Source organism: Bradyrhizobium iriomotense, assembly GCF_018130765.1.
Taxonomy (GTDB): domain Bacteria; phylum Pseudomonadota; class Alphaproteobacteria; order Rhizobiales; family Xanthobacteraceae; genus Bradyrhizobium; species Bradyrhizobium iriomotense_A.
In genome coordinates this window covers 96,768-116,070 of the sequence record NZ_JAFCJZ010000001.1, presented here as the reverse complement: position 1 = coordinate 116,070, position 19,303 = coordinate 96,768, and the positions used below count along the sequence as shown (strand labels likewise).

At 64.1% G+C, this 19,303-nt stretch carries 20 protein-coding genes and 1 tRNA gene; 6 read left to right on the top strand and 15 right to left on the bottom strand.

All coding sequences use genetic code 11. The annotated features are described in order from the left end of the window. Positions 1 to 11: 11 nt before the first annotated feature. The 6 genes from JQ635_RS00545 to JQ635_RS00520 all read right to left on the bottom strand — a co-directional run bounded on the left by JQ635_RS00545 (position 12) and on the right by JQ635_RS00520 (position 6,652). The gene (locus tag JQ635_RS00545; RefSeq protein ID WP_211407942.1) at positions 12 to 809 is read right to left on the bottom strand and encodes an MBL fold metallo-hydrolase; all 798 of its coding nucleotides are present in this window, start codon (positions 807 to 809) and stop codon (positions 12 to 14) included. Between the two features lie 13 nt (positions 810 to 822). Next, positions 823 to 1,599 carry a TatD family hydrolase gene (locus tag JQ635_RS00540; RefSeq protein WP_211407941.1) on the bottom strand — a complete coding sequence of 259 codons (777 nt, stop codon included), beginning with the start codon at positions 1,597 to 1,599 and terminating at the stop codon, positions 823 to 825. Positions 1,600 to 1,611: 12 nt separating this feature from the next. Continuing rightward, positions 1,612 to 3,600 carry a methionine--tRNA ligase gene (gene metG / locus JQ635_RS00535; RefSeq protein WP_211407940.1) on the bottom strand — a complete coding sequence of 663 codons (1,989 nt, stop codon included), beginning with the start codon at positions 3,598 to 3,600 and terminating at the stop codon, positions 1,612 to 1,614. A 108-nt stretch (positions 3,601 to 3,708) separates the two neighbouring features. Continuing rightward, on the bottom strand, positions 3,709 to 4,755 hold the full coding sequence (locus JQ635_RS00530) for a DNA polymerase III subunit delta' (RefSeq protein WP_211407939.1): 1,047 nt from the start codon (positions 4,753 to 4,755) through the stop codon (positions 3,709 to 3,711). Continuing rightward, positions 4,752 to 5,438 carry a dTMP kinase gene (tmk, locus tag JQ635_RS00525; protein WP_211407938.1) on the bottom strand — a complete coding sequence of 229 codons (687 nt, stop codon included), beginning with the start codon at positions 5,436 to 5,438 and terminating at the stop codon, positions 4,752 to 4,754. Before tmk ends, JQ635_RS00530 begins: the two co-directional genes overlap by 4 nt. A 2-nt stretch (positions 5,439 to 5,440) precedes the next feature. After that, on the bottom strand, positions 5,441 to 6,652 hold the full coding sequence (locus JQ635_RS00520; protein ID WP_211408459.1) for a D-alanyl-D-alanine carboxypeptidase family protein: 1,212 nt from the start codon (positions 6,650 to 6,652) through the stop codon (positions 5,441 to 5,443). Between the two features lie 203 nt (positions 6,653 to 6,855). On the opposite strand from JQ635_RS00520, the gene JQ635_RS00515 reads away from it, so the two are divergent. Beyond that, positions 6,856 to 7,809, top strand: a complete 954-nt coding sequence (locus tag JQ635_RS00515; RefSeq protein WP_211407937.1) for an alpha/beta fold hydrolase — start codon at positions 6,856 to 6,858, stop codon at positions 7,807 to 7,809. Here the strand turns inward: JQ635_RS00515 and JQ635_RS00510 are convergent. Continuing rightward, positions 7,806 to 8,741: a septal ring lytic transglycosylase RlpA family protein gene (locus JQ635_RS00510; protein WP_211407936.1), complete on the bottom strand. Its 936-nt coding sequence runs from the start codon at positions 8,739 to 8,741 to the stop codon at positions 7,806 to 7,808. The genes JQ635_RS00515 and JQ635_RS00510 overlap by 4 nt on opposite strands. 804 nt (positions 8,742 to 9,545) lie before the next feature. Here JQ635_RS00510 and JQ635_RS39170 point away from each other — a divergent pair. After that, positions 9,546 to 9,674, top strand: coding sequence for a hypothetical protein (locus tag JQ635_RS39170; RefSeq protein WP_283825838.1), 129 nt, complete (start codon positions 9,546 to 9,548; stop codon positions 9,672 to 9,674). Positions 9,675 to 9,702: 28 nt separating this feature from the next. On the opposite strand, the gene JQ635_RS00505 is transcribed toward JQ635_RS39170, so the two are convergent. Further along, positions 9,703 to 9,933 carry a hypothetical protein gene (locus JQ635_RS00505; RefSeq protein WP_211402507.1) on the bottom strand — a complete coding sequence of 77 codons (231 nt, stop codon included), beginning with the start codon at positions 9,931 to 9,933 and terminating at the stop codon, positions 9,703 to 9,705. A gap of 219 nt (positions 9,934 to 10,152) precedes the next feature. Between JQ635_RS00505 and JQ635_RS00500 the strand changes: the two genes are divergently transcribed. Both JQ635_RS00500 and JQ635_RS00495 read left to right on the top strand, forming a co-directional pair. Next, positions 10,153 to 10,731: a TIGR00645 family protein gene (locus JQ635_RS00500; RefSeq protein WP_211407935.1), complete on the top strand. Its 579-nt coding sequence runs from the start codon at positions 10,153 to 10,155 to the stop codon at positions 10,729 to 10,731. 41 nt (positions 10,732 to 10,772) lie between these two features. After that, a complete protein-coding gene (locus JQ635_RS00495; protein ID WP_211407934.1) occupies positions 10,773 to 11,243 on the top strand; it encodes a GNAT family N-acetyltransferase in 471 nt (156 codons plus the stop codon). A 19-nt stretch (positions 11,244 to 11,262) separates the two neighbouring features. Here JQ635_RS00495 and JQ635_RS00490 read toward each other — a convergent pair whose 3' ends face one another. Further along, a complete protein-coding gene (locus JQ635_RS00490; RefSeq protein WP_211407933.1) occupies positions 11,263 to 11,580 on the bottom strand; it encodes a DUF1476 domain-containing protein in 318 nt (105 codons plus the stop codon). A 252-nt stretch (positions 11,581 to 11,832) separates the two neighbouring features. Between JQ635_RS00490 and JQ635_RS00485 the strand changes: the two genes are divergently transcribed. Next, a complete protein-coding gene (locus JQ635_RS00485) occupies positions 11,833 to 12,057 on the top strand; it encodes a hypothetical protein (RefSeq protein WP_211407932.1) in 225 nt (74 codons plus the stop codon). 41 nt (positions 12,058 to 12,098) lie between these two features. Here the strand turns inward: JQ635_RS00485 and JQ635_RS00480 are convergent, their stop codons facing one another. From JQ635_RS00480 to JQ635_RS00470, 3 genes are all read right to left on the bottom strand, one after another. After that, positions 12,099 to 12,290 (bottom strand): hypothetical protein, encoded by a 192-nt coding sequence (locus tag JQ635_RS00480; RefSeq protein ID WP_211401843.1) that lies wholly within the window; start codon positions 12,288 to 12,290, stop codon positions 12,099 to 12,101. 1,274 nt (positions 12,291 to 13,564) lie between these two features. Continuing rightward, complete coding sequence (locus JQ635_RS00475) at positions 13,565 to 14,002, bottom strand: hypothetical protein (RefSeq protein WP_211407931.1); 438 nt, start codon at positions 14,000 to 14,002, stop codon at positions 13,565 to 13,567. Positions 14,003 to 14,486: 484 nt separating this feature from the next. Further along, a complete protein-coding gene (locus tag JQ635_RS00470) occupies positions 14,487 to 14,840 on the bottom strand; it encodes a hypothetical protein (RefSeq protein WP_211407930.1) in 354 nt (117 codons plus the stop codon). A gap of 27 nt (positions 14,841 to 14,867) precedes the next feature. Between JQ635_RS00470 and JQ635_RS00465 the strand changes: the two genes are divergently transcribed. Continuing rightward, a tRNA-Ser gene (locus JQ635_RS00465) sits at positions 14,868 to 14,957 on the top strand. A 52-nt stretch (positions 14,958 to 15,009) separates the two neighbouring features. Here the strand turns inward: JQ635_RS00465 and JQ635_RS00460 are convergent. From JQ635_RS00460 to ilvD, 3 genes are all read right to left on the bottom strand, one after another. After that, a complete protein-coding gene (locus JQ635_RS00460; protein ID WP_211407929.1) occupies positions 15,010 to 15,783 on the bottom strand; it encodes a hypothetical protein in 774 nt (257 codons plus the stop codon). A 1,089-nt stretch (positions 15,784 to 16,872) separates the two neighbouring features. Next, entirely contained in the window at positions 16,873 to 17,196 is a 324-nt protein-coding gene (locus JQ635_RS00455) for a hypothetical protein (RefSeq protein ID WP_211407928.1), read from the bottom strand. Positions 17,197 to 17,419: 223 nt separating this feature from the next. Continuing rightward, positions 17,420 to 19,270 (bottom strand): dihydroxy-acid dehydratase, encoded by a 1,851-nt coding sequence (gene ilvD, locus JQ635_RS00450; protein WP_211407927.1) that lies wholly within the window; start codon positions 19,268 to 19,270, stop codon positions 17,420 to 17,422. Positions 19,271 to 19,303: the final 33 nt, after the last annotated feature.

Genomic DNA, 19,303 nt, shown 5'->3' with positions numbered 1-19,303 from the left:
TCGAAAACGCTCTAATGCATCTCCAGTTGCAGCCCGTCATAGGCCGGGACCACGCCCGCAGGCAGCGATTGCCGGATGACTTCGTAATCGACGTCAGCCGTCATGTTGGTGATGACGGCGCGCTTTGGCTTGAAGCGCTCGATCCAGGACAGCGCGTCGTTGATGCTGAAATGGCTGACATGGCTGGTGTAGCGCAGGCCGTCGACGATCCAGAGGTCGAGATTTTCCAGCGCGCCCCAGCTCTCGCGCGGAATGTCATTGAGGTCGGGCGTGTAGGCGGCATCCCCGATACGATAACCGAGCGCGGGAATGGCGCCGTGCTGCACCAGGAAGGCCGTCATCGTCACCGCGCCGCCCTTCCCCAGAATCGTCTGGCTCTCGCCCGCCTCGATCGAATGCCGCGTCAGGATCGGCGGATAGTCGCTGCCTTCGGGCGAAATGAAGCAGTAGGAGAACCGCGCCATGATGTCCTTGGCGGTCGACAGGTTGAAATAGGTCGGGATGCGGCGGCGCATGTGCATGACGACCGAACGCAGATCGTCCATGCCATGGGTCTGGTCGGCGTGCTCGTGGGTCAGGAACACCGCGTCGATGTGATCGACATTGGTCGAGAGCAATTGCTCGCGCAGGTCCGGCGAGGTGTCGATCACGATCCGCGTGGTGCCGTGCTCGGACTTCCGTTCGACCAGCAGCGAGCAGCGGCGGCGACGGTTCTTCGGATTGCTCGGGTCGCAGGCGCCCCAACCGAGGGCCGGGCGCGGCACGCCGGCGGAGGAGCCGCAGCCCAGGATCGTCAGCGTCAGCGTCATGCGGCTTCCAGTCTCAAGCTTTCACCTTGGAGAACAGGCGGAAGAAGTTTTCGCTTGTTTGGCGTGAGATCTCATCGAATGACACGCCGCGCGTCTCGGCGAGCACTTTGGCCACCTCGACCACATAGGCCGGCTCGTTGCGCTTGCCCCGGAACTTGCCCGGCGCAAGATAGGGCGAGTCTGTTTCAACCAGAATACGGTCGGAGGGCAGCTCCGCCGCAAGTGCGCGCAAGGCCTCCGACTTCTTGAAGGTCAGGATGCCCGTGAAGCCGATATAGAGCCCCAGCGACACCGCCTTCAGCGCCAGCTCGCGTCCGCCGGTGTAACAATGCAGCACGGCGCGAAACGGTCCGCGTGCCACCTCCTCTTCCAGGATACGGGCGCAATCCGCGTCGGCCTCGCGGGTGTGGATCACGAGCGGCAGGCCGGTTAAGCGCGCGGCCGCGATATGGGCGCGAAAGCCCCTCGCCTGCGCTTCCGGCGAGCCATTGTCATAGAAATAGTCGAGCCCGGCCTCGCCGAGCGCGACGACCTTGGGATGCCCGGTCAGCGCGATCAGCTCGTCCGGCGAAATGCCGTCCTCCTCATCCGCATGGTGTGGATGAGTGCCGACCGAGCAATAGACGTCGTCGTAGCGCTCAGCGATCGCCAGAAGCTGGTTCAGCCTCCGCACCCGCGTCGAGATCGTGACCATGCGGGTGATGCCCGCCGCACGTGCGCGCGACACGATCCCGTCGAGATCCTCCGCAAAGTCGGGAAAATCCAGATGGCAGTGACTGTCGACCAACATCAATCGAACGCCTCAGGCCGCCGGCTCGATATAGCGCGGGAATGCCGGCGTCGGCGCCGGCAGCGTCGAGCCCGGCGCGATCCGCCTGGCACCGCCGAGCATCGCGAAATTGCGCTCGTCCGCGGGAATGCCGAGGCTGTCGAGCAGCAAACCCGAAGCAGTCGGCATAGCCGGCTGGGCGAGGATCGCGATCTGGCGCACGACCTCGGCGGTGACATAGAGCACCGTCTTCTGCCTGGCCGGATCGGTCTTGGCGAGCGCCCACGGCGCCTCGCCCGCGAAATAGCGGTTGGCCTCCGCGACCACGGCCCACACGGCGTTGAGCCAGTGATGGATCTGCTGCGTCGCCATCGCCTCGCGCGATGCTGCAATCATGCCATCGGCCATCGCCAGGATCGCCTTGTCGTTGTCGCTGAACTCGCCGGGCTCCGGCAGCACGCCGCTGAGCTGTTTTGCGATCATCGACAGCGAGCGCTGCGCGAGATTGCCGAGATCATTGGCGAGGTCGGCATTGATGCGCGCGACGATGGCCTCGTGGTTGTAGTTGCCGTCCTGCCCGAACGGCACCTCGCGCAGGAAGAAATAGCGCATCTGGTCGACGCCGTACTGCTCGGCGAGGTTGAAGGGGTCGACGACGTTGCCGACCGACTTCGACATCTTCTCGCCCCTGTTGAACAGGAAGCCGTGGGCATAGACCCGCTTCGGCACGGGAATGCCGGCCGAGATCAGGAACGCCGGCCAGTACACCGCGTGGAAGCGGATGATGTCCTTGCCGATGATGTGCACGTCGGCCGGCCAGTAGCGCCAGTTCCCGTCGCTCTCGTCGGGAAAGCCGATGCCGGTGATGTAGTTGGTGAGCGCGTCGACCCAGACATACATCACGTGCTCCTCGTCGCCGGGCACTTTCACGCCCCAGTCGAACGTGGTGCGCGAGATCGAGAGATCGCGCAGGCCACTCCTGACGAAGCTCACCACCTCGTTGCGGCGCGAGTCCGGGCCGATGAAGTCGGGATTGTCCGTGTACAGCTTCAGGAGCCTGTCCTGATAGGCCGAGAGGCGGAAGAAATAGCTCTTCTCCTCGACCCACTCGACCGGTGTGCCCTGCGGACCGAGGCGTACGCCGTCGTCGTTCAGGCGCGTCTCGTCCTCGGCATAATAGGCTTCATCGCGCACCGAGTACCAACCGGAATAGGTATCGGCATAGATGTCTCCGTTCGCCTCCATGCGGCGCCAGATCTCCTGGGTCGAGCGATGGTGCTGCTCCTCGGTGGTGCGGATGAAGCGGTCGAACGACACGTTCAGCCGCTCGTCCATCTCCTTGAAACGGCCGGCATTGCGGGTCGCGAGTGCTGCGGGCGTCAGGCCCTCGTTCTGCGCGGTCTGGACCATCTTCAAGCCGTGCTCATCGGTGCCGGTCAGGAAGAACACGTCCTTGCCGTCGAGCCGCGCGAAGCGCGCCAGCACGTCGGTCGCGATCGCCTCATAGGCGTGGCCGATATGCGGGCTGCCGTTGGGATAGGCGATCGCAGTCGTGATGTAGAAGACGTTATCGCGCGCGGGGGCCACTGCGGGCACGGCGGCTTGCGGAGCTTCGACGGGCTTCGGCGCAGGCGGCGCCTTCGGCTTCGACACCTTGGGCTTCACAGCCTTCGGCGGCGTGGCGACAGGAGCCGGCGCGGCGATCACGGCAGGCGCAGCTGCCTTCGTCTTCTTCGCAGGGGCCTTGTTCTTCGCCGGAGCCTTCGCTGGCGATTTAGCGGCGGTTTTCGTCGAGGCTTTCTTGGCGACGACCAGCTTCTTCGCAGCCTTCTTGCCAACCTTCTTTGACGTCTTCGCAGCGCTCTTTTTCACGCCCTTCTTGGCGGCAGCCTTCTTGGTCTTCTTGGTGACCTTGGACGCACGCGCCTTTACAGCCTTCTTCGCGGCTTTCTTCACGGCCTTCTTGGCAGCCTTCTTCTTGCTGCTCTTGCCCTTGACGGTTTTCTTAGCTCGCGTTGCCACGACGAATTCCTTTACCGGCTTCTCGAAATTTGGAAACGAACCTGCGTTAGGTCATTGTTTTGAGCATGATCTTCTCGGAAAACGCTCCACGCTTTTCCGGATCATGCTCTAGCGCGTTGCGTCCGCCAGCCAGCCAAACACCGAGAAAACCAAGGGCTTTCGCTCCAGATTGTAGGTTTCGGTGTCGCGCGCGGCGCGGACGATCTTTTCCCATACCTCAGCTAGGCGCGCAAGGCGCGGCAGGTTCTGGTTGGCATTGGCTTCGTCCGCATGCAGGCGCTCCGCGATCCAGCGGTCGATGCCGTCGATGAAGGCCGCGAGCGCGACGCGGTCGCTGGTGCCGAGCGAATCGCCGAGCGTGTGCAGTTCGCGCGGATCGACCTGCGGCAGTCGCGCCAGCAGCGCCGCCGTGCGCTGCTGGAGTTTCAGCGCGCCCCCCCCAAGCAGCGTCAATGCGCGCGCGACACTGCCTTCGGAGGCCTCTGCGGCCTCGCGCAGCGCCAGATCGGTCGGCGCAAGGTCGGCGGCTGCGGCCGCAGCATCGATCACCTCGTCCGTTCCGAGCGGCCGCAGACGCAGCTTGCGGCAGCGCGACTGGATGGTGGCGAGCACGCGCGCGGGCGCGTGGCTCACCAGCAGGAACAGCGATTGCTGCGGCGGTTCCTCCAGGATCTTCAGCAGTGCGTTGGCCGCATTCGGATTGAGCTCGTCGACGGTGTCAACGATGCAGACGCGCCAGCCTTCCGCCGCTGCCGTCGAGCCGAAGAAGCCGATCGTCTCGCGCGTCTCATCCACGGTGATGACGGTGCGCATTACACCGCGGTCGTTGGCGGTGCGCTCCAGCGTCAGCAGCCCGCCATGCGAGCCGGCCGCGACCTGCCGCGCCACGGCGTCATCGGGATCGATTGCGAGGTTTTCGGCGCTCTGCACGGCCTGCGAAAGCGGCTGGCCGTGGGCGAGAACGAAGCGCGCCATGCGATAGGCTAGCGTCGCCTTGCCAATCCCTTGCGGCCCGCCGATCAGCCAGGCGTGCGGAATCCGCCCGCTGCGATAGGCCGTCAGCAGCGCAGTCTCGGCCTCGCGATGGCCAAACAGAAGGCTCGTCTCGCGCGGATGCGGAATGGCGCTCTCACGCTCGGCCTGACGCGGGCTCATGCTGATATCACCGAGGCGGTCGTAGGAAGGAGACGCTCGCGCAGCGCCGTCCAGACGCGGTCTGCGACCGTATCAGGATCGGAATTGGCGTCGATCAGCACGCAGCGCGCGGGCTCTTCCTCAGCGATCTTGCGATAGGCTTCGCGGAGGCCCTCATGAAAGCTGAGCTTCTCGCTCTCGAACCGGTCGGGCGTGCCGGTGCCGCGGCGTACCGCAGCACGCTGGAGGCCGATCTCGACCGGCAGGTCGAGGATGATAGTGAGATCCGGCTTGAGATCGCCGATCGTGACCCGCTGCATCGCGTTGATCAGGCCAATCGGGACGCTGCCGAGGCTGCCCTGATAGGCCCGCGTCGAGTCGGCAAAGCGGTCGCAGAGAACCCACGCGCCCTGATTCAGCGCGGGCTGGATCACGGTGCGGACATGATCGTCGCGCGCAGCGGCAAACAGCAGCGTCTCGGCTTCGGGCCCGAGCAGCTTGCCCATCCCCGACAGCACCAGATGACGCATGATCTCGGCGCCCGGCGATCCCCCCGGCTCGCGCGTGACGAGGATGCGCATCCGTGCCGCCTTGAGGCGGTCGGCGAGCTTCTTGATCTGGGTCGACTTGCCCGTCCCCTCGCCGCCTTCAAAGGTGACGAAGCGTCCGCGTCCGGACGGTCGCTGTACCTTGCTCTCACTCATGATCAGAGCTTCTCGGCGCCCGCGCGGAACATGCCGATCACGAGCTCGCTGGCGCCGTCGATTGCGCGCCGCATGGTCGAGCCGGTGCCGATTGCTTCACCTGCATAGACCGGCGTCTCCACCGCGATGTTGCCGCTACGCCAGACCTTGACCACGCCGACCTGCTGACCGGCCTCGACCGGCGCCCGTACGGGACCTTTATACACGACGCGCGCGATCAGCTTGTCGCTGCCGTTCTTGTGCACCATCACTTTCACGGGCGTCTTGGCGACCAGTTTCACCGAGCGGCTCTCGCCGCCGAACACTTTTGCGTAGCCGACCGGCTGGTCGGCCGCGATCAGGGTGCGGGTCTCGAAGTTACGGAAGCCCCATTCCAGCATCTTCTTGGCTTCGGTGGCGCGATCCTCGGGGTCTTCCAGCCCGTTGACGACGACGATCAGCCGGGTGCCGTTCTGCACCGCCGAGCCGACCATGCCGTAGCCGCCTTCCTTGGTGTAGCCGGTCTTGAGGCCGTCAGCGCCTTCCATCGAATTCAGCAGCGGATTGCGGTTGGGCTGACGGATCTTGTTCCAGGTGTACTCCTTCTCGCCGAACAGTTTGTAGAACTCCGGAAAGTCCAGGATGATGTGCCGGGCGAGGATGCCGAGCTCCCGCACCGTCATCTTGTTGCCGGGGTCGGGCAGACCGTTGGAGTTGCCGAAGGTCGACTTGGTCATGCCGAGCTCGCGGGCCCGCTTGGTCATGAAGTCGGCGGCGAAGATCCGCTCGTTGCCGGCCATGGCTTCGGCGAGCGCAATGCAGGCGTCGTTGCCGCTCTGGATGATCGCGCCATGCAGGAGATCGTCGACCGAGACCTTGCTGTTGATGGCGGCGAACATGGTCGAGCCGCCGGAGGGTGCGCCGCCCCTGCGCCAGGCGTTCTCGCTGATCCGATACTCGTCGGTGAGCTTGATGTCACCCTTCTTGATGGCGTTGAACACGACTTCCGCCGTCATCAGCTTCATCATGCTGGACGGCGCGCGCAGCTCGTCGGCATTCTTCTCGAACAGCACGCTGCCGCTGGACGCCTCGATCAGGATCGCAGTGGGCGCATCGCCGTCGAAACCGGCGTCTTCCGTCTTCTTTGCGCCCTGGACGCTCTGGTTAGCCGCATAGAGCGTCCCGCCCCAGCCGATCCCCGCCACCACAACGGCAGCGATCAGCCCGCGCGCCATCGCGCCGGCGGTGACCCGGGCGCGACGGAGCGAAAGAAAATGAAATGCCATGGCGAAGCCCTGAGAGCGGCGTTCTAACAGTTGGAACCGGTGCGAACAACACGAGGCTGGCGCCGGCGCCCGAGTTTGCATGATTCTCGTCACCCCCCTATCGTGACACCTTATATTTATCGACCAAACCCCTGAAACAAGGCGGAAAAGCGATGTCTTCCACCCGCACGATCAAGGCCAACGGGATCGACCTGTACATCCGCGAAGCCGGCCAGGGTCCGCTGGTCGTGCTCTGCCACGGTTGGCCGGAACTGTCCTACTCCTGGCGCCACCAGATCCCGGCGCTGGCGGACGCCGGGTTTCGCGTCGTCGCCCCCGACATGCGCGGCTACGGCCAAAGCGCGGCGCCGGCCGACGTGAACGCCTACTCGATCTTCGACACTGTCGGTGACGTCGTTGGCCTCGTGCAGGCGCTCGGCGAAACCAAGGCCATGGTGGTTGGCCACGATTGGGGGGCGCCGGTGGCCTGGCATGCGGCGCTGTTTCGGCCCGACATCTTCACGGCGGTGGCGGGCCTGAGCGTGCCGCCGCCATTCCGCGGCCGCGGCAAGCCGCTCGACCTGCTGCGCGAAGGCGGCGTGACCAACTTCTACTGGCAGTATTTTCAGGCCCCGGGCATCGCCGAGGCCGAGCTCGAGCGAGACGTTGCCCGCACCATGCGCATCGTGCTCGGTGGACGCGGCCTTGCCGATCCCACCGCCGCCATGTTCGTGCAGGAGGACAAAGGCTTTCTCGGCCACGCGACTGCCGCAGAGCCGCTGCCCGCCTGGCTCGGCGAGGCCGACCTCGCCTATTTCACCGAGGCCTTCCACAAGTCAGGCTTCCGCGGCGGGCTGAACTGGTATCGCAACCTCGACCGCAATTGGGAGCTGACGGCGCCCTGGCAGGACGCCCGGATTCATCAGCCCTCCCTCTTCATTGCCGGCTCGAAAGACGCCGTCATCACGGGGCTGATCGGGGCCAAGCGCGTCAACGAGCTCGAGCGCGTGCTACCCAATCTCAAGCGCAAGCTGATCATCGAGGGCGCCGGCCATTGGGTGCAGCAGGAGCGGCCCGAAGAGGTGAATGCGGCGCTGGTGACGTTCTTGAAGGAGAGCGCGGCCTAGTACAGGCCGCGACCGCTGAGGATGCTGCGGGCTTCGGCGGCGCCGTCTGAGCCATAGGCGGCGGACGGAGCGCTCTCGGTCGCGTAGCGGCCGTCCTCGTCATAGGACACGGCGCGTGCGTTCTGGAGCGCCCGGCCCCGGCTGCGGCTCGAGGCCGACATTTCAGAGGTCGCATTGAGCGAGGCCATGTCGGCCGAGCTGTTGCCGAGATTGTAGGGCCGTCCCTCCGGCATCGGAACCTCGCCGCGAATGGCGCTGCGGGTCGATGACGGCAGCTCGGGCACGAAGGGCTTGGCCGAAGCGACCCGGACCATCGAGGGCGACGGCGCCGGAATCCCGGTGCGCAGGGTCGCCATCAGCTGGCGGTCGTCGGAGCCTTCGAGCGGCGCCCGGCCGACATATTCGACACGGACCTTGGCGACACCATTGCCTTTGAATTCAAGCAGTTCGGCGGCTTTGTTCGAGACGTCGATGAGGCGGTTGCCGTGATAGGGCCCGCGGTCATTGACGCGGACGATCAGCGACTTGCCGTTCGACACATTGGTCACCCGCGCATAGGACGGCATCGGCAGGGTCGGATGCGCCGCGGTCAGCGAGCCCATGTCGAACACTTCGCCATTGGCGGTCAGGCGGCCGTGGAAGTCATCGCCATACCAGGACGCCATGCCCTCGGCGCGGTAGTTGACGTCCTCCTCCGGCACGTAGGTCTTGCCGGCCACCACATAGGGCTTGCCGACGCGGTAGGTGCCGCCGCCCTTCGGGACCGGATCGCCCCAGGCCACGACCCGGGGGCTCGAGGACACGCCGTATTTCGGATCGACGCGACTGGCGAATTTGCCCGACGAAGCGCAATTGGCGAGCGCGAGGCAGGTCGCGGCCGCCGCAACCCCACGCGCGGCCCGCAAAACCGAATCTGACCGTCGGATCCCCATTCGCCCCAAATACCATTCCGCCGGAAGCGTACCCAGCCCGCCTTGGTGACGGGCGCGCGCTATCCGGACCTTTGCACCGAGGCGGCCCACCACCGCATCGTACGTGGTAACGATAACGCAACCCGAACACGGCGGAAATGGGGAGCTCACGGCGATCACGCCGGGATGGTAAACGGGGCGTTCGTTTCTCCCCGTTCATCTACGGAGGCGCAGCCGCCCGCGCTGTGCCACTCCCGGACATTCTGTTGCGCCAAATCCTCACTCCACCCCCATTGTCACGCCGCTCACTGGAATTCTTTTGACTGTGCAAGGCCGCACGCGTTCTGTCGCATGCAAGGGCGGGATTTGGAATTTAACGATGATCGAGACGGTTTCGGCACTGATGGGTCTGGTTAGCGCGGGGATCTTCCTGGCCCATGCGTTCGAAGGTTACCGGACGAGGGCCTGAAGGCACTCGCGCGGGCGGCAAGCATCACCTCTTTCAAGGCGGCACGTTCGGACAGTTTTGATTTCCGACCGGGCATCGAAGACGAGAGCGGCAGGTGTCCCATGCGCAACCATGACCTCGTATCCGATGGCTTCCTGGCACTGACCGCAGGCGGTCTGGTGCTGTTGTGCTCGAGCCTGGTGGCGCTGGCCTTCGCCTGAGCACCACCACGCCCTTTCCTCATCTCTAACCACAACTACACCGCGACGCGTCATGCGCTCCGTTCTGGATTGCCCTGCTCTCCTTTAGTTGATTGAATTTCTGCATTCGGCGCCTCGACTTATTTCAAGAGGCCATCACCAACGAAGGTGACGCAGATGCTTGCTGAGAAATTTTTTCTGGTTCTGGAATCGCTGATCCGCGGCGACCGCACCTATCCCGACGGAAGCCCCCGCATCATCAGCACCGCCCCGCACGTGCCGGTGACGCTGCCGGGCCAGAAGTAACCGGCGTCCTGGAGCGCCAGTCACGCGCTCAGCGCAGGCCGAGCAGCGACCGGCGATAGAGGCTCTCGCGGGCTTCGCTGAGGCAGACGAAGCTGCCGTCAAAGCCTTGGCCGTACCTCTTCTGGCCCTTCGCGTAGTAGACGCCCTTCCTGAAATCCAGCCAGACCACCTGGTCATGCGGACAATGGCGCTGCGCCTGCGCCTCGTAGCGAAACGGCGTCAGCGGCGTCGCCGACGCCTCGCCGGCGCCGAGCATCATCGCCACAACAAACGCGGCTCTCCCAAGCCCGCAGCCAAAGCCGTTCCGCACCTCACTCCTCCTGATCCGGGCTCCGTCGCGCGACGGCCGCGCGTCCACGCTAGCACGAAACGGAGCGATCACCGGAAGCCTCGCCAAGCGCACCGCACGTCTTCCGCCGGCCATCTTGTCGGGGTACATGAAAGCGAGATCGTCTCTGCTCGCGAGGATGCTGCCTGAATGTCGGTTGAGCCTGAGCCAACGACCGAACCCCGCCTGCCCTCGCCGCGCCTTGGCGTGCTGCCGATGATCATCTTCGGCTCGCGCTGGCTGCAGCTGCCGCTCTATCTCGGGCTGATCGTGGCGCAATGCGTCTACATCGTGCTGTTCCTGAAAGAGCTCTGGCACCTCTCCTGGCACGCGATCGATCTCACCGAGCAGCAGATCATGATGAGCGTGCTGGCGCTGATCGACGTCGTGATGATCTCCAATCTGCTCGTGATGGTCATCGTCGGCGGCTACGAGACATTCGTCTCGCGGCTCGACCTCCAGGGCCACCCGGACGAGCCGGAATGGCTCGGCCACGTCAATGCGAGCGTGCTGAAGATCAAGCTCGCCATGGCCATCATCGGCATCTCCTCGATCGCGCTACTGCGCACCTTCATCGAGGCCGGCAACCTCGGCTCAAACCGCGCCGGCTTCACCGAGACTGGCGTGATGTGGCAGGTGCTGATCCACATCACCTTCATCGTCTCGGCGCTCGGAATTGCCTATGTCGACAGGCTCAGCGATTCCGGAATGCGCAGACACGCCGAGTGAGGCGTTCGATTTGCGATACACCGTCCGGATCCGGAGTCCCCATGCCCGCTGACGACATCTCCTTCAGGCCGGCGTGCCCGGACGACGCGGAGACGATATTTGACATCACCAAGGCCTCGATCGCGGGTCTTTCGCGGGGATGCTATTCACCGGCGCAGATCGAGAATTGGATGGGCGAACGGACGCCCCGGTTCTACGAAGAGCTCATTGCCAAGGGACGGATGACCGTCTGTCTTCGCAACGACATCGTCATCGGCTTCGTCGATGCCGAGCCTGGCGAGGTCACCCGATTGTTCGTGCTGCCCGGGGCGGCCGGCTCCGGTGTCGGGCAGCGGCTGCTCGAGATCGGCGTGGCCCAGGCGCGGCTCGGACAGAGCGGGCCGATCCGACTTGAAGCCACGATCAACGCCGAAGCCTTCTACCGCCGTTACGGCTTCAGAAGCACGGGTCGAGGACAGTTCTCTCACGGCCTCGGCGGCGCGCCCATCGAGATCATCCATATGGAGCTGTGAGCACCGGGCAGCGCGGCGTTCACTTCTTTGCTTCGAGCTGCTGCATGGCCTGATGCAGGCATTCCTGGAGCTTCTCGGCGACCTGCTCGCGCACCACCCCCTTGTCGCGGAGATCGCCCGACACCCTGTCCAGGACCTCGCCGATCGTCCGGCTCTCCAAGTGGTCCGTCACCAGCGCCGACGCATAGTCTGCCGCGGCATCGCCGCTGAGGCCGAGCTGGCTGGCGGCCCAGAGTCCAAGCAGCTTGTTGGACCGGGCCGTCACCTTGAACATGAGTTCCTCGTCGTGGGCGAATTTGGCCTCGAAGCCCTGCTCGCGCTTGTCGAACGTGGTCATGGTCAGCTCCATTGCGTTGTCACTGAAGGGATCGGATTGGCCGGAAGCGTACGTCTCCGTATTTCGCGTCAGTTGAGGATCATTTGAAGCTTCCGGCGGAAGGCAAACGCCGTCAAGTCTGCCGCTTACGGCAGGCCCGGGTGTCCACCGCAGCCGCCAGCTCCGTGCCAGCCAAATCAGCTACCAGAGGATATTTACCGTTTGTTAAGCAGACTCAGCGCCGCATGGCCGGGGGACATCGAGAGCTGACGCATGAACAAAGATCTGCGCGAGTTTCGACGGCTTGAACGCCTCTGCCTAGAGCAGGCCGCCCTCTCCACCATGGACCTTACACGAAGCGGGTTGCTCAAGGTCGCCAACGATTGCCGCATCGCGGCCGAAGCCATCGAGGCGCAATCGCCCCGCGGGGCATTCGCGGAGGCCGTCCAGGCGCTCAAGCTAGCCTTGAGCGCGAAGGGCAGGTCCAAGCGGCACTAGGGGTCGGACCGTCGATCCTGGCGGGCTGCGATCGGGCGCCGTCAGCCCTTCGCGGCCGCAGCTTCACGTGCGAGCCGTTCGGCCTTCAGCCGTTCCTTGTTGGCGTAAAACGCCTTCTGCGCTGCTTCGTGGTCGCGCATGGCCTGTTCGGCCTCGATCCGGCGAGCGGCATCGCGCGCCTGGCGCTGTTCGGGGGTCAGGGGTTTACGTCGGAAGGACAGGTCTTCAGTCATGACGGGACAACGCGGGGATGAGGAATGGGTTCCGCGTGCCGCATCCCGCGTGCGGCGAGGCAAACCGAAATGCCCGCCTTTTCAGGGTGTTACCGGCAGAAGATATCAATCGGCCGCCCGCCGCCCCGAAGCGGAAATCGGTGCCGTCCGTCCGGCCCGAGGCCGCCCAAGCAAAATGTCGCAAAACAACCCCATGCACAGTAGCTAAGTCGTTTTAGAACAACGACTTTTTTCGCATCCGCAAAGGGCTGTTTGACCCCGTCGGGCAAAACGATGGCATCCTGCCATTTTCGGAAAATCCGTCGCCAGCGCCAGCGACGTCAGAACCCGGGTTCGCAGGGCAACGACCCGGGACGAGATCCGATAACGGTTCGGTGAAGGAAACAAACTACCTCCCCACTCGAAGCATCCCGGAAACATAACGCTGCTAGTTTTTCCCGAAATATCAAGGGGAGACTAAAGATGATTGCTCTCAAGGTGATTGCGCTGACGCTCGGTGCCGGAATTGCGGTCTGGATGTATTCAGGCGACCTCGGCGCCGACGTCGCGCTCGCCATCGTGGCCTTCTTTGCGTGACGAGAAAGACCCGCTGGTGTGAGCCGGCGGGTTTTCTGGGGACCTCATTCGGATCGCCGGCCATATAGCCCCCCGCCGGCACGATGTGAGCCACGCCCCGCCGCAGATCCGGGTTCTGCCTTGGCAAAAGCGTCATCATCGACGCGCGTGGCGAAGTTACTCAGCAAATCGAGCTTCACTGGTGCGCGGTCTGAGCGCGCGGGATTTTGCGCGGTGTCGTCGCGCGGGCGCCGTGCAGGCCTCAATCTTGTGCAACAGCTTCCTGTTTGGGCACGCGGAAATACACGGCGCAAACTATGCTGCGCCGGTGACCATTTAGCTGAGAGGATTGCAAGCCATGCGAATTGCTGCCGCAGTATCAGTCGTTTTCCTGAGCGCGTTCAACTTTCCGGCCCAAGCACAAGACCTGCCAGAACACACTGTCCTGGCCTTCAATCTGCCCAGCTGTCCGAAAGGATGGCAGGAGTACACTCCCGCTGCCGGAGCCCTTGTTGCAGGGGTCGGCAACACGTTCCAGCTTGGCGCAAACGGAGTAAGTCCGAGCTTTACCGTCGCAGACGCTGGAGGCGGAGCATCTGCGCCAAAATCAAAAGTAACCGGCCTTCTGTTCTGCGAGAGAAACAAGAACCGACGATAGACACGAGACAAATTCCCGCAAACAGGAACATCGCTTCAATATGAAGCGGGCCGCCGGCTCTTCATCTCAATATCGCCGGCGGCCCGTCGCACCATTTCCAATTGCCGCGCTCACGGAAGCGATAGCAATTCTGATGACGCGAGTTGTTTTTGCTTGCCCGAAATGTGCCGCAGCGTTCATGACCGATCAGATTTCCCGAGACGACCATGAGCCTCGCCAGTCCTGCTTCGCCTGCTGCAAGACGATTGTCCACGAATGGCAGGGCCAGTTTGATTTTGTGAATTGGCGACCTGCGTCGCAACCGGACTGACTTCCTGCGCGGTCCCCAAACGGTCTTCGTCATAAAAGCGGCCCCGCTCTCTCCGGGCAGAGAAAGCAAGGCCGCGCATTCCCAGAATTGCGGCCGATAGGGGCTTCCAATGGACACCGGCCGCACGGTGAAGCTTACCTGATTCCCGGCCGGAAGTTGCCGTTTTTTCCCGGTCGACTGCACCACCAAGAACTGCGCTCTACGCTTCCTAAGGACAGGCGCCGTGACCCATGAGGTCATCGAGCGCAACCGTCGTCCGCATCGCCGGGAACCTTACCCGCGCACTCGAATTCACAGGCAATGAAGCGTCTGGTTTTCGGGTTCGCGGCGCTTTGCGGCACGCTGCTTTTGGCGCTGGTCTGGCTTGGCCAGCACGAACGCCAAGCAGCCATCGAGCGATTGGAGAGGTACGAATTCTCGCCCCGCTAAGACGCAATTAGCGCCCCTTGGTGTCGCAGCACTGTGACGGCAGTCGCGGCCGCGAGTATCCGCGATGCGGGAGCTGACAGCGGACGTGCTGCCGGAAAACGCTGCGATGCGCCTGACCTCCACACCCGCAACTGGCGATGGCTCGGCGCCGCCGGGCGGAGGCGGCCCCGGCTGTGGTGGGGGGCTTTTGGGGTAAGGCCGGGGCCGCTGGGGGCTGACCTTGGGGAAGATCAGCAACCGCAGCCTAGGAAAATTCGGCAATCAGCTCTGTTCGCTTTCGCACCGTCCGGGGCAGATTTCTGCGGGTGACCTTCACAACGGCAGCCCAGTCATAGACCGTCCCGACGCACCCGGGGATGGACCGTTGCGTAAACCGATGAGGCTTCCCCTCATAGTCATCATCGGCATTTGCCACGGCATCCATCACCACACGTTGAAAGACGCGCATCGACTCGTCGTCATCCTTGTCTGTGGGGATGATCGTGATGGCATTCCGCAGGCGCGCGCACCAGCTCACGGGAAGCCCAAACGCGACCACAAGATTTGCCCGAGATGTGCCCAAAACTAGCTTTGTTCGTCTTGCGTCCAAGGCGGCCATTCGCTAAGTGCCTGATCTTCCAGCGTTGGAAGGGTGGCCGAGTGGTTTAAGGCACCGGTCTTGAAAACCGGCGTGCCCGCAAGGGTACCGTGGGTTCGAATCCCACCCCTTCCGCCAGTCCCGAGCCCTTCGGCCGACGAGCGGCTGTTGGCGGACATAGAACGCCACCTCAACGCAGCGCTAAGCGCGCGCTGATCTCCGCATCCAGCACAAGGTCATCGCGTGCGCCGAGCAACCAAAGCTCGTCCGCCTCGACCCGCAGCAAGGTCCGTGACCACCAGCGCTCGATCATCGCCGCGAGAATTGCGGCCTCGTCGGCATCGAGATCGTCCATCAGATTCCAGAGTCCGACCACGTAGAGGTCCGTCGCCGGGCGGCCGAGCACGCGCTGGACCGCATGGAAGAGGTTCGCGCCATCGCGCTGCTCGGGGCAGACTCGAAGATAGAGCCGTCCCCGATTCACATTCCCCGAGAACAGCCCCCGGACCTCGGCCCTGATGGGCCCGAGCCCGGCCAAGGCCGAATGACGGGCGGGTTCGATCGCCGGCGGCTCGGAGCCGAGGCCACCGCAGCTGGTGGCGTGCAGACGCTCCCGCCGCCTGTCCAGCACGTGCCACGCCACCTTGTGCGCAAACGGAGCCGTCCGCAGCTCCGCATCGAGCGCCCGATACGCCGGGGAAGCTTCGAGTGCGTCGGCCGAGACGGGCAATACCACCGAGTAAGCCGTGGGGTGGCGTCCCCTCTCGTAGGAGGTGCCCTCCTTCGCTGCGATCACCCGAGGATCGTGAGGAGCGACCAGAGGCAGATGCGCCAAACGGTAGGCATCGTCGAGCAACATGCCTTGACCGGCAGCGAAACGCGTCCGGCTGCGTTCGTAGGCGAGTGCGTCGTCACTGCAAAATATGTCCGGGTCGAGATTGAGATGCCGTTCAGTCTGAAGCAAAGGGTCATTCTCTCTCTGTGAATGGTCAGGGTCGCAAGACCAAGCTGCTGAGCCAATATCTGATCGACGCGAGCGAACCGGCAACCGAGAAGATCAAAGGGCGTGCGGCTTCGTTCCGCCCACGGGTTAGAACAGCTCCGCCGAACCTAGCAAGCGGACACCACCGGGACCCTTCGGTTGCACCCACAGAGGGGGGAATCCAGGGCACTGCAAATCCGAGGTACGCCGGTTGCCCAATCGCGAGCGACCTGGGTTCGATGCCAAAAGTTGAGTCCGGGCTAAGCGTAAGCCTTGCTCGCCCGGCAACTCTGGCCCCAACTCCTCCTATCCCTGGGTTGGGGCCGTTTCCCCAAAACGCAGACAGCGCTGCAATGATTGGCGCGCCGGGCATCCCGCGATTGTCCCTGCTTTCTGCCACAGCTCCACCGCTTGGCCGTCCGCTAGTTGTTGCGCCCGCTGCTTAGCGGCTCCGCGCGCGCGAGGACTTAAGGAAACGTAGCACCTGTTCGGCGCGCTCCTTTGTCAAATTAGCCGCCATGTCGGTCCCGATCAGGGCTGGGCCCATGCGTTCTCGATCGTAGACCATCCAACCCTTGCCTCCCATTCGAACGAAAAACCTGCTCTGCATCGACTCTCTGTCAGTCATTGGTGACGCCCCGGTTGCTCGACTAGCAAGGAAAGGCGGCCATTCGTCTGCTTGCATTAATCTGCGTGAATCGGATCGGGAAAAATTGGCAATAATTCCTGGCTGGAATGTGCTGAAGCGAACAGAAGCGCTGGGAGCGCAGGGTAAGCTATCGATCGCTTGGCCTTCCCCAAGGGTCCAAGCACCTCCAGCGGCCCCGGCTCTACCCCAAAAGCCCCCCCACCACAGCCGGGGCCGCCTTGTGGCTATTGAGACAGCTCCGTCAGGCGAGTGTCAGCCAGGTGTCCTAGCCTTGGCGGGACCGTCGACACCGCCCAGGGCGTTGCCGGTTGCGGGGCCCGGCTGGAGTTTCTGCTCCAAGTCCGGGCCCTGTTGCTTGAGGCCAAAGAAAACGCGGCGCCCGAGGGAGCGCCGCGCGAAATTCGTTCGTTGCTGTATGGGTGTCAGTATCCGCAGGAGGCGCAACCCATCTGCACCGGGGCATAATAGGAATAGCCCGGCGAGACCATTTCGACGCGCTGGCGCGTGGCGTATTGCGGCGGAATGCGCTCGTACTGGACGCCCGGCGGCGCGACCATCACGGTCTGCGGGACCATCACGGTGCGATACTGCGCCGGCGTGCGGTGCGCGACCACGGAGCCCGGCGACACCATCACGGTCTCATCGACGGTGCGGTATTGCGGCGGCACGTATTGCTGTTGATAGCAGGTCGTGCAGGGCGGCGGCGTATAGCAATTGTAGCAGCCGGCAGAGGCTGCGCCCGTCATGGAAATCGCGGCGACAGCAGTCGAGAAAACGACAGCAAGAGTACGAGACATTGTGCGTGGTGCCCCAGTTGCCCGAAATGGATTTGCGAAGGTCGCTGGCAGTATACGCCTTAAAATCCTGAGCTGCCGAAGTTCGTTGAGGCATCCTTAATGCGAACGGCCGGCTTTCACCGGCCGTTCAGAACTTGTTGACCATGCACGTGAGGCGCGCGCGATGCAGCGCTTACTTCGAGCGGCGCTTCACCTCGCGCACCGCGCCGCGCGCGGCGCTGGTCGTGAGCGCAGCGTAAGCCTGCAGCGCAGTCGAGACGTTGCGCTTGCGACCCGTCGCCTGCCAGGCCGCATCGCCCTTCGCCTCTTCCGCGGCGCGACGCTTGGCGAGCTCCTCGTCGGAGACTTCCAGCGTGATGCTGCGGTTCGGAATGTCGATGGCGATGACGTCACCGGTGCGCACAAGACCGATGTTGCCGCCTTCGGCAGCTTCCGGCGACAGATGGCCGATCGACAGACCGGACGAACCGCCAGAGAAACGTCCGTCGGTGACGAGCGCGCAGGCTTTGCCGAGGCCCATCGATTTCAGGTAGCTGGTCGGATACAGCATCTCCTGCATGCCGGGGCCGCCACGCGGGCCTTCGTAGATGATGACCACGACCTCGCCGGCCACGACCTTGCCGCCCAGGATGCCTTCGACCGCCGCATCCTGGCTTTCGAACACGCGTGCCGGGCCGGAGAATTTCAGGATCGAGGCGTCAACGCCTGCGGTCTTCACGATGCAGCCGTCCTGCGCGAGGTTGCCGTAGAGCACGGCGAGGCCGCCGTCCTTGCTGAAGGCATGCGCGAGATCGCGCACGACGCCCTTCTCGCGATCGGCGTCGAGCTCGTCGTAGCGGCGCTCCTGGCTGAAGGCGACTTGCGTGGGGATGCCGCCCGGCGAGGCGCGATAGAAGGTGCGCACCGCCTCGCTCTTGGAGCGCTTGATGTCCCAACGCTCCAGCGCCTCGTTCATGGTCGGCGCATGCACGGTGGAGACAGAGGTATCGATCAGGCCGGCGCGGTCGAGCTCGCCCAGAATGCCCATGATGCCGCCCGCGCGATGCACGTCCTCGACATGGACGTCGGCGACTGACGGCGCGACCTTGCAGAGCACGGGCACACGACGAGACAGGCGGTCGATGTCGCGCATGGTGAACTCGACCTGCCCTTCATGGGCGGCGGCGAGCAGATGCAGCACGGTGTTGGTCGAGCCGCCCATGGCGATGTCGAGCGTCATCGCGTTCTCGAACGCCTTGAAGTTGGCGATGTTGCGCGGCAGGACCGAAGCATCGTCCTGCTCGTAATAGCGGCGCACGAGATCGACGATGGTGTGGCCGGCCTCGACGAACAGGCGCTTGCGGTCAGCATGGGTCGCGACCACCGAGCCGTTGCCGGGCAGCGAGAGGCCGAGCGCTTCGGTCAGGCAGTTCATGGAGTTCGCCGTGAACATGCCCGAGCAGGAGCCGCAGGTCGGGCACGCCGAGCGCTCGATCACCTTGACGTCGTCGTCGCTCACCTTGGAATCGGCCGCAGCAACCATGGCGTCGATGAGGTCGACGGCTTTGGTCTTGCCCTGCAGCTTGACCTTGCCGGCCTCCATCGGTCCGCCCGAGACGAACACGGCGGGGATGTTGAGCCGCAGCGCGGCCATCAGCATGCCGGGCGTGATCTTGTCGCAGTTGGAGATGCAGACGAGGCCGTCGGCGCAATGCGCGTTGGCCATGTACTCGACGCTGTCGGCGATCAATTCGCGCGACGGCAGGCTATAGAGCATGCCGTCATGGCCCATGGCGATGCCGTCGTCGACCGCGATGGTGTTGAACTCTTTCGCCACGCCGCCGGCCTGCTCGATCTCGCGGGCGACGAGCTGGCCGAGGTCCTTGAGATGGACGTGGCCGGGTACGAACTGGGTGAAGGAGTTGACGACCGCGATGATCGGCTTGCCGAAATCTCCGTCCTTCATGCCGGTCGCGCGCCAGAGGCCGCGGGCGCCCGCCATGTTGCGGCCGTGGGTGGTGGTGCGGGAGCGATAGGCTGGCATGGCGGTTTCCGTCCTCGGGGTTTGGGCCGGGCG

What these genes read in the sequence shown, in the direction of transcription:
- JQ635_RS00545 (WP_211407942.1), bottom strand. Translation starts at nt 809, where the DNA reads ATGACGCTGACGCTGACGATCCTGGGCTGCGGCTCCTCCGCCGGCGTG.
- JQ635_RS00510 (WP_211407936.1), bottom strand. Translation starts at nt 8,741, where the DNA reads ATGGGGATCCGACGGTCAGATTCGGTTTTGCGGGCCGCGCGTGGGGTT.
- JQ635_RS00495 (WP_211407934.1), top strand. Translation starts at nt 10,773, where the DNA reads ATGCCCGCTGACGACATCTCCTTCAGGCCGGCGTGCCCGGACGACGCG.
- tmk (WP_211407938.1), bottom strand. Translation starts at nt 5,438, where the DNA reads ATGAGTGAGAGCAAGGTACAGCGACCGTCCGGACGCGGACGCTTCGTC.
- JQ635_RS00470 (WP_211407930.1), bottom strand. Translation starts at nt 14,840, where the DNA reads ATGGCCGCCTTGGACGCAAGACGAACAAAGCTAGTTTTGGGCACATCT.
- JQ635_RS00520 (WP_211408459.1), bottom strand. Translation starts at nt 6,652, where the DNA reads ATGGCGCGCGGGCTGATCGCTGCCGTTGTGGTGGCGGGGATCGGCTGG.
- JQ635_RS00530 (WP_211407939.1), bottom strand. Translation starts at nt 4,755, where the DNA reads ATGAGCCCGCGTCAGGCCGAGCGTGAGAGCGCCATTCCGCATCCGCGC.
- JQ635_RS00540 (WP_211407941.1), bottom strand. Translation starts at nt 1,599, where the DNA reads ATGTTGGTCGACAGTCACTGCCATCTGGATTTTCCCGACTTTGCGGAG.
- JQ635_RS39170 (WP_283825838.1), top strand. Translation starts at nt 9,546, where the DNA reads ATGCTTGCTGAGAAATTTTTTCTGGTTCTGGAATCGCTGATCCGCGGC.
- JQ635_RS00515 (WP_211407937.1), top strand. Translation starts at nt 6,856, where the DNA reads ATGTCTTCCACCCGCACGATCAAGGCCAACGGGATCGACCTGTACATC.
- JQ635_RS00490 (WP_211407933.1), bottom strand. Translation starts at nt 11,580, where the DNA reads ATGACCACGTTCGACAAGCGCGAGCAGGGCTTCGAGGCCAAATTCGCC.
- JQ635_RS00455 (WP_211407928.1), bottom strand. Translation starts at nt 17,196, where the DNA reads ATGACGGGCGCAGCCTCTGCCGGCTGCTACAATTGCTATACGCCGCCG.
- JQ635_RS00480 (WP_211401843.1), bottom strand. Translation starts at nt 12,290, where the DNA reads ATGACTGAAGACCTGTCCTTCCGACGTAAACCCCTGACCCCCGAACAG.
- JQ635_RS00485 (WP_211407932.1), top strand. Translation starts at nt 11,833, where the DNA reads ATGAACAAAGATCTGCGCGAGTTTCGACGGCTTGAACGCCTCTGCCTA.
- JQ635_RS00505 (WP_211402507.1), bottom strand. Translation starts at nt 9,933, where the DNA reads ATGATGCTCGGCGCCGGCGAGGCGTCGGCGACGCCGCTGACGCCGTTT.
- ilvD (WP_211407927.1), bottom strand. Translation starts at nt 19,270, where the DNA reads ATGCCAGCCTATCGCTCCCGCACCACCACCCACGGCCGCAACATGGCG.
- JQ635_RS00500 (WP_211407935.1), top strand. Translation starts at nt 10,153, where the DNA reads ATGTCGGTTGAGCCTGAGCCAACGACCGAACCCCGCCTGCCCTCGCCG.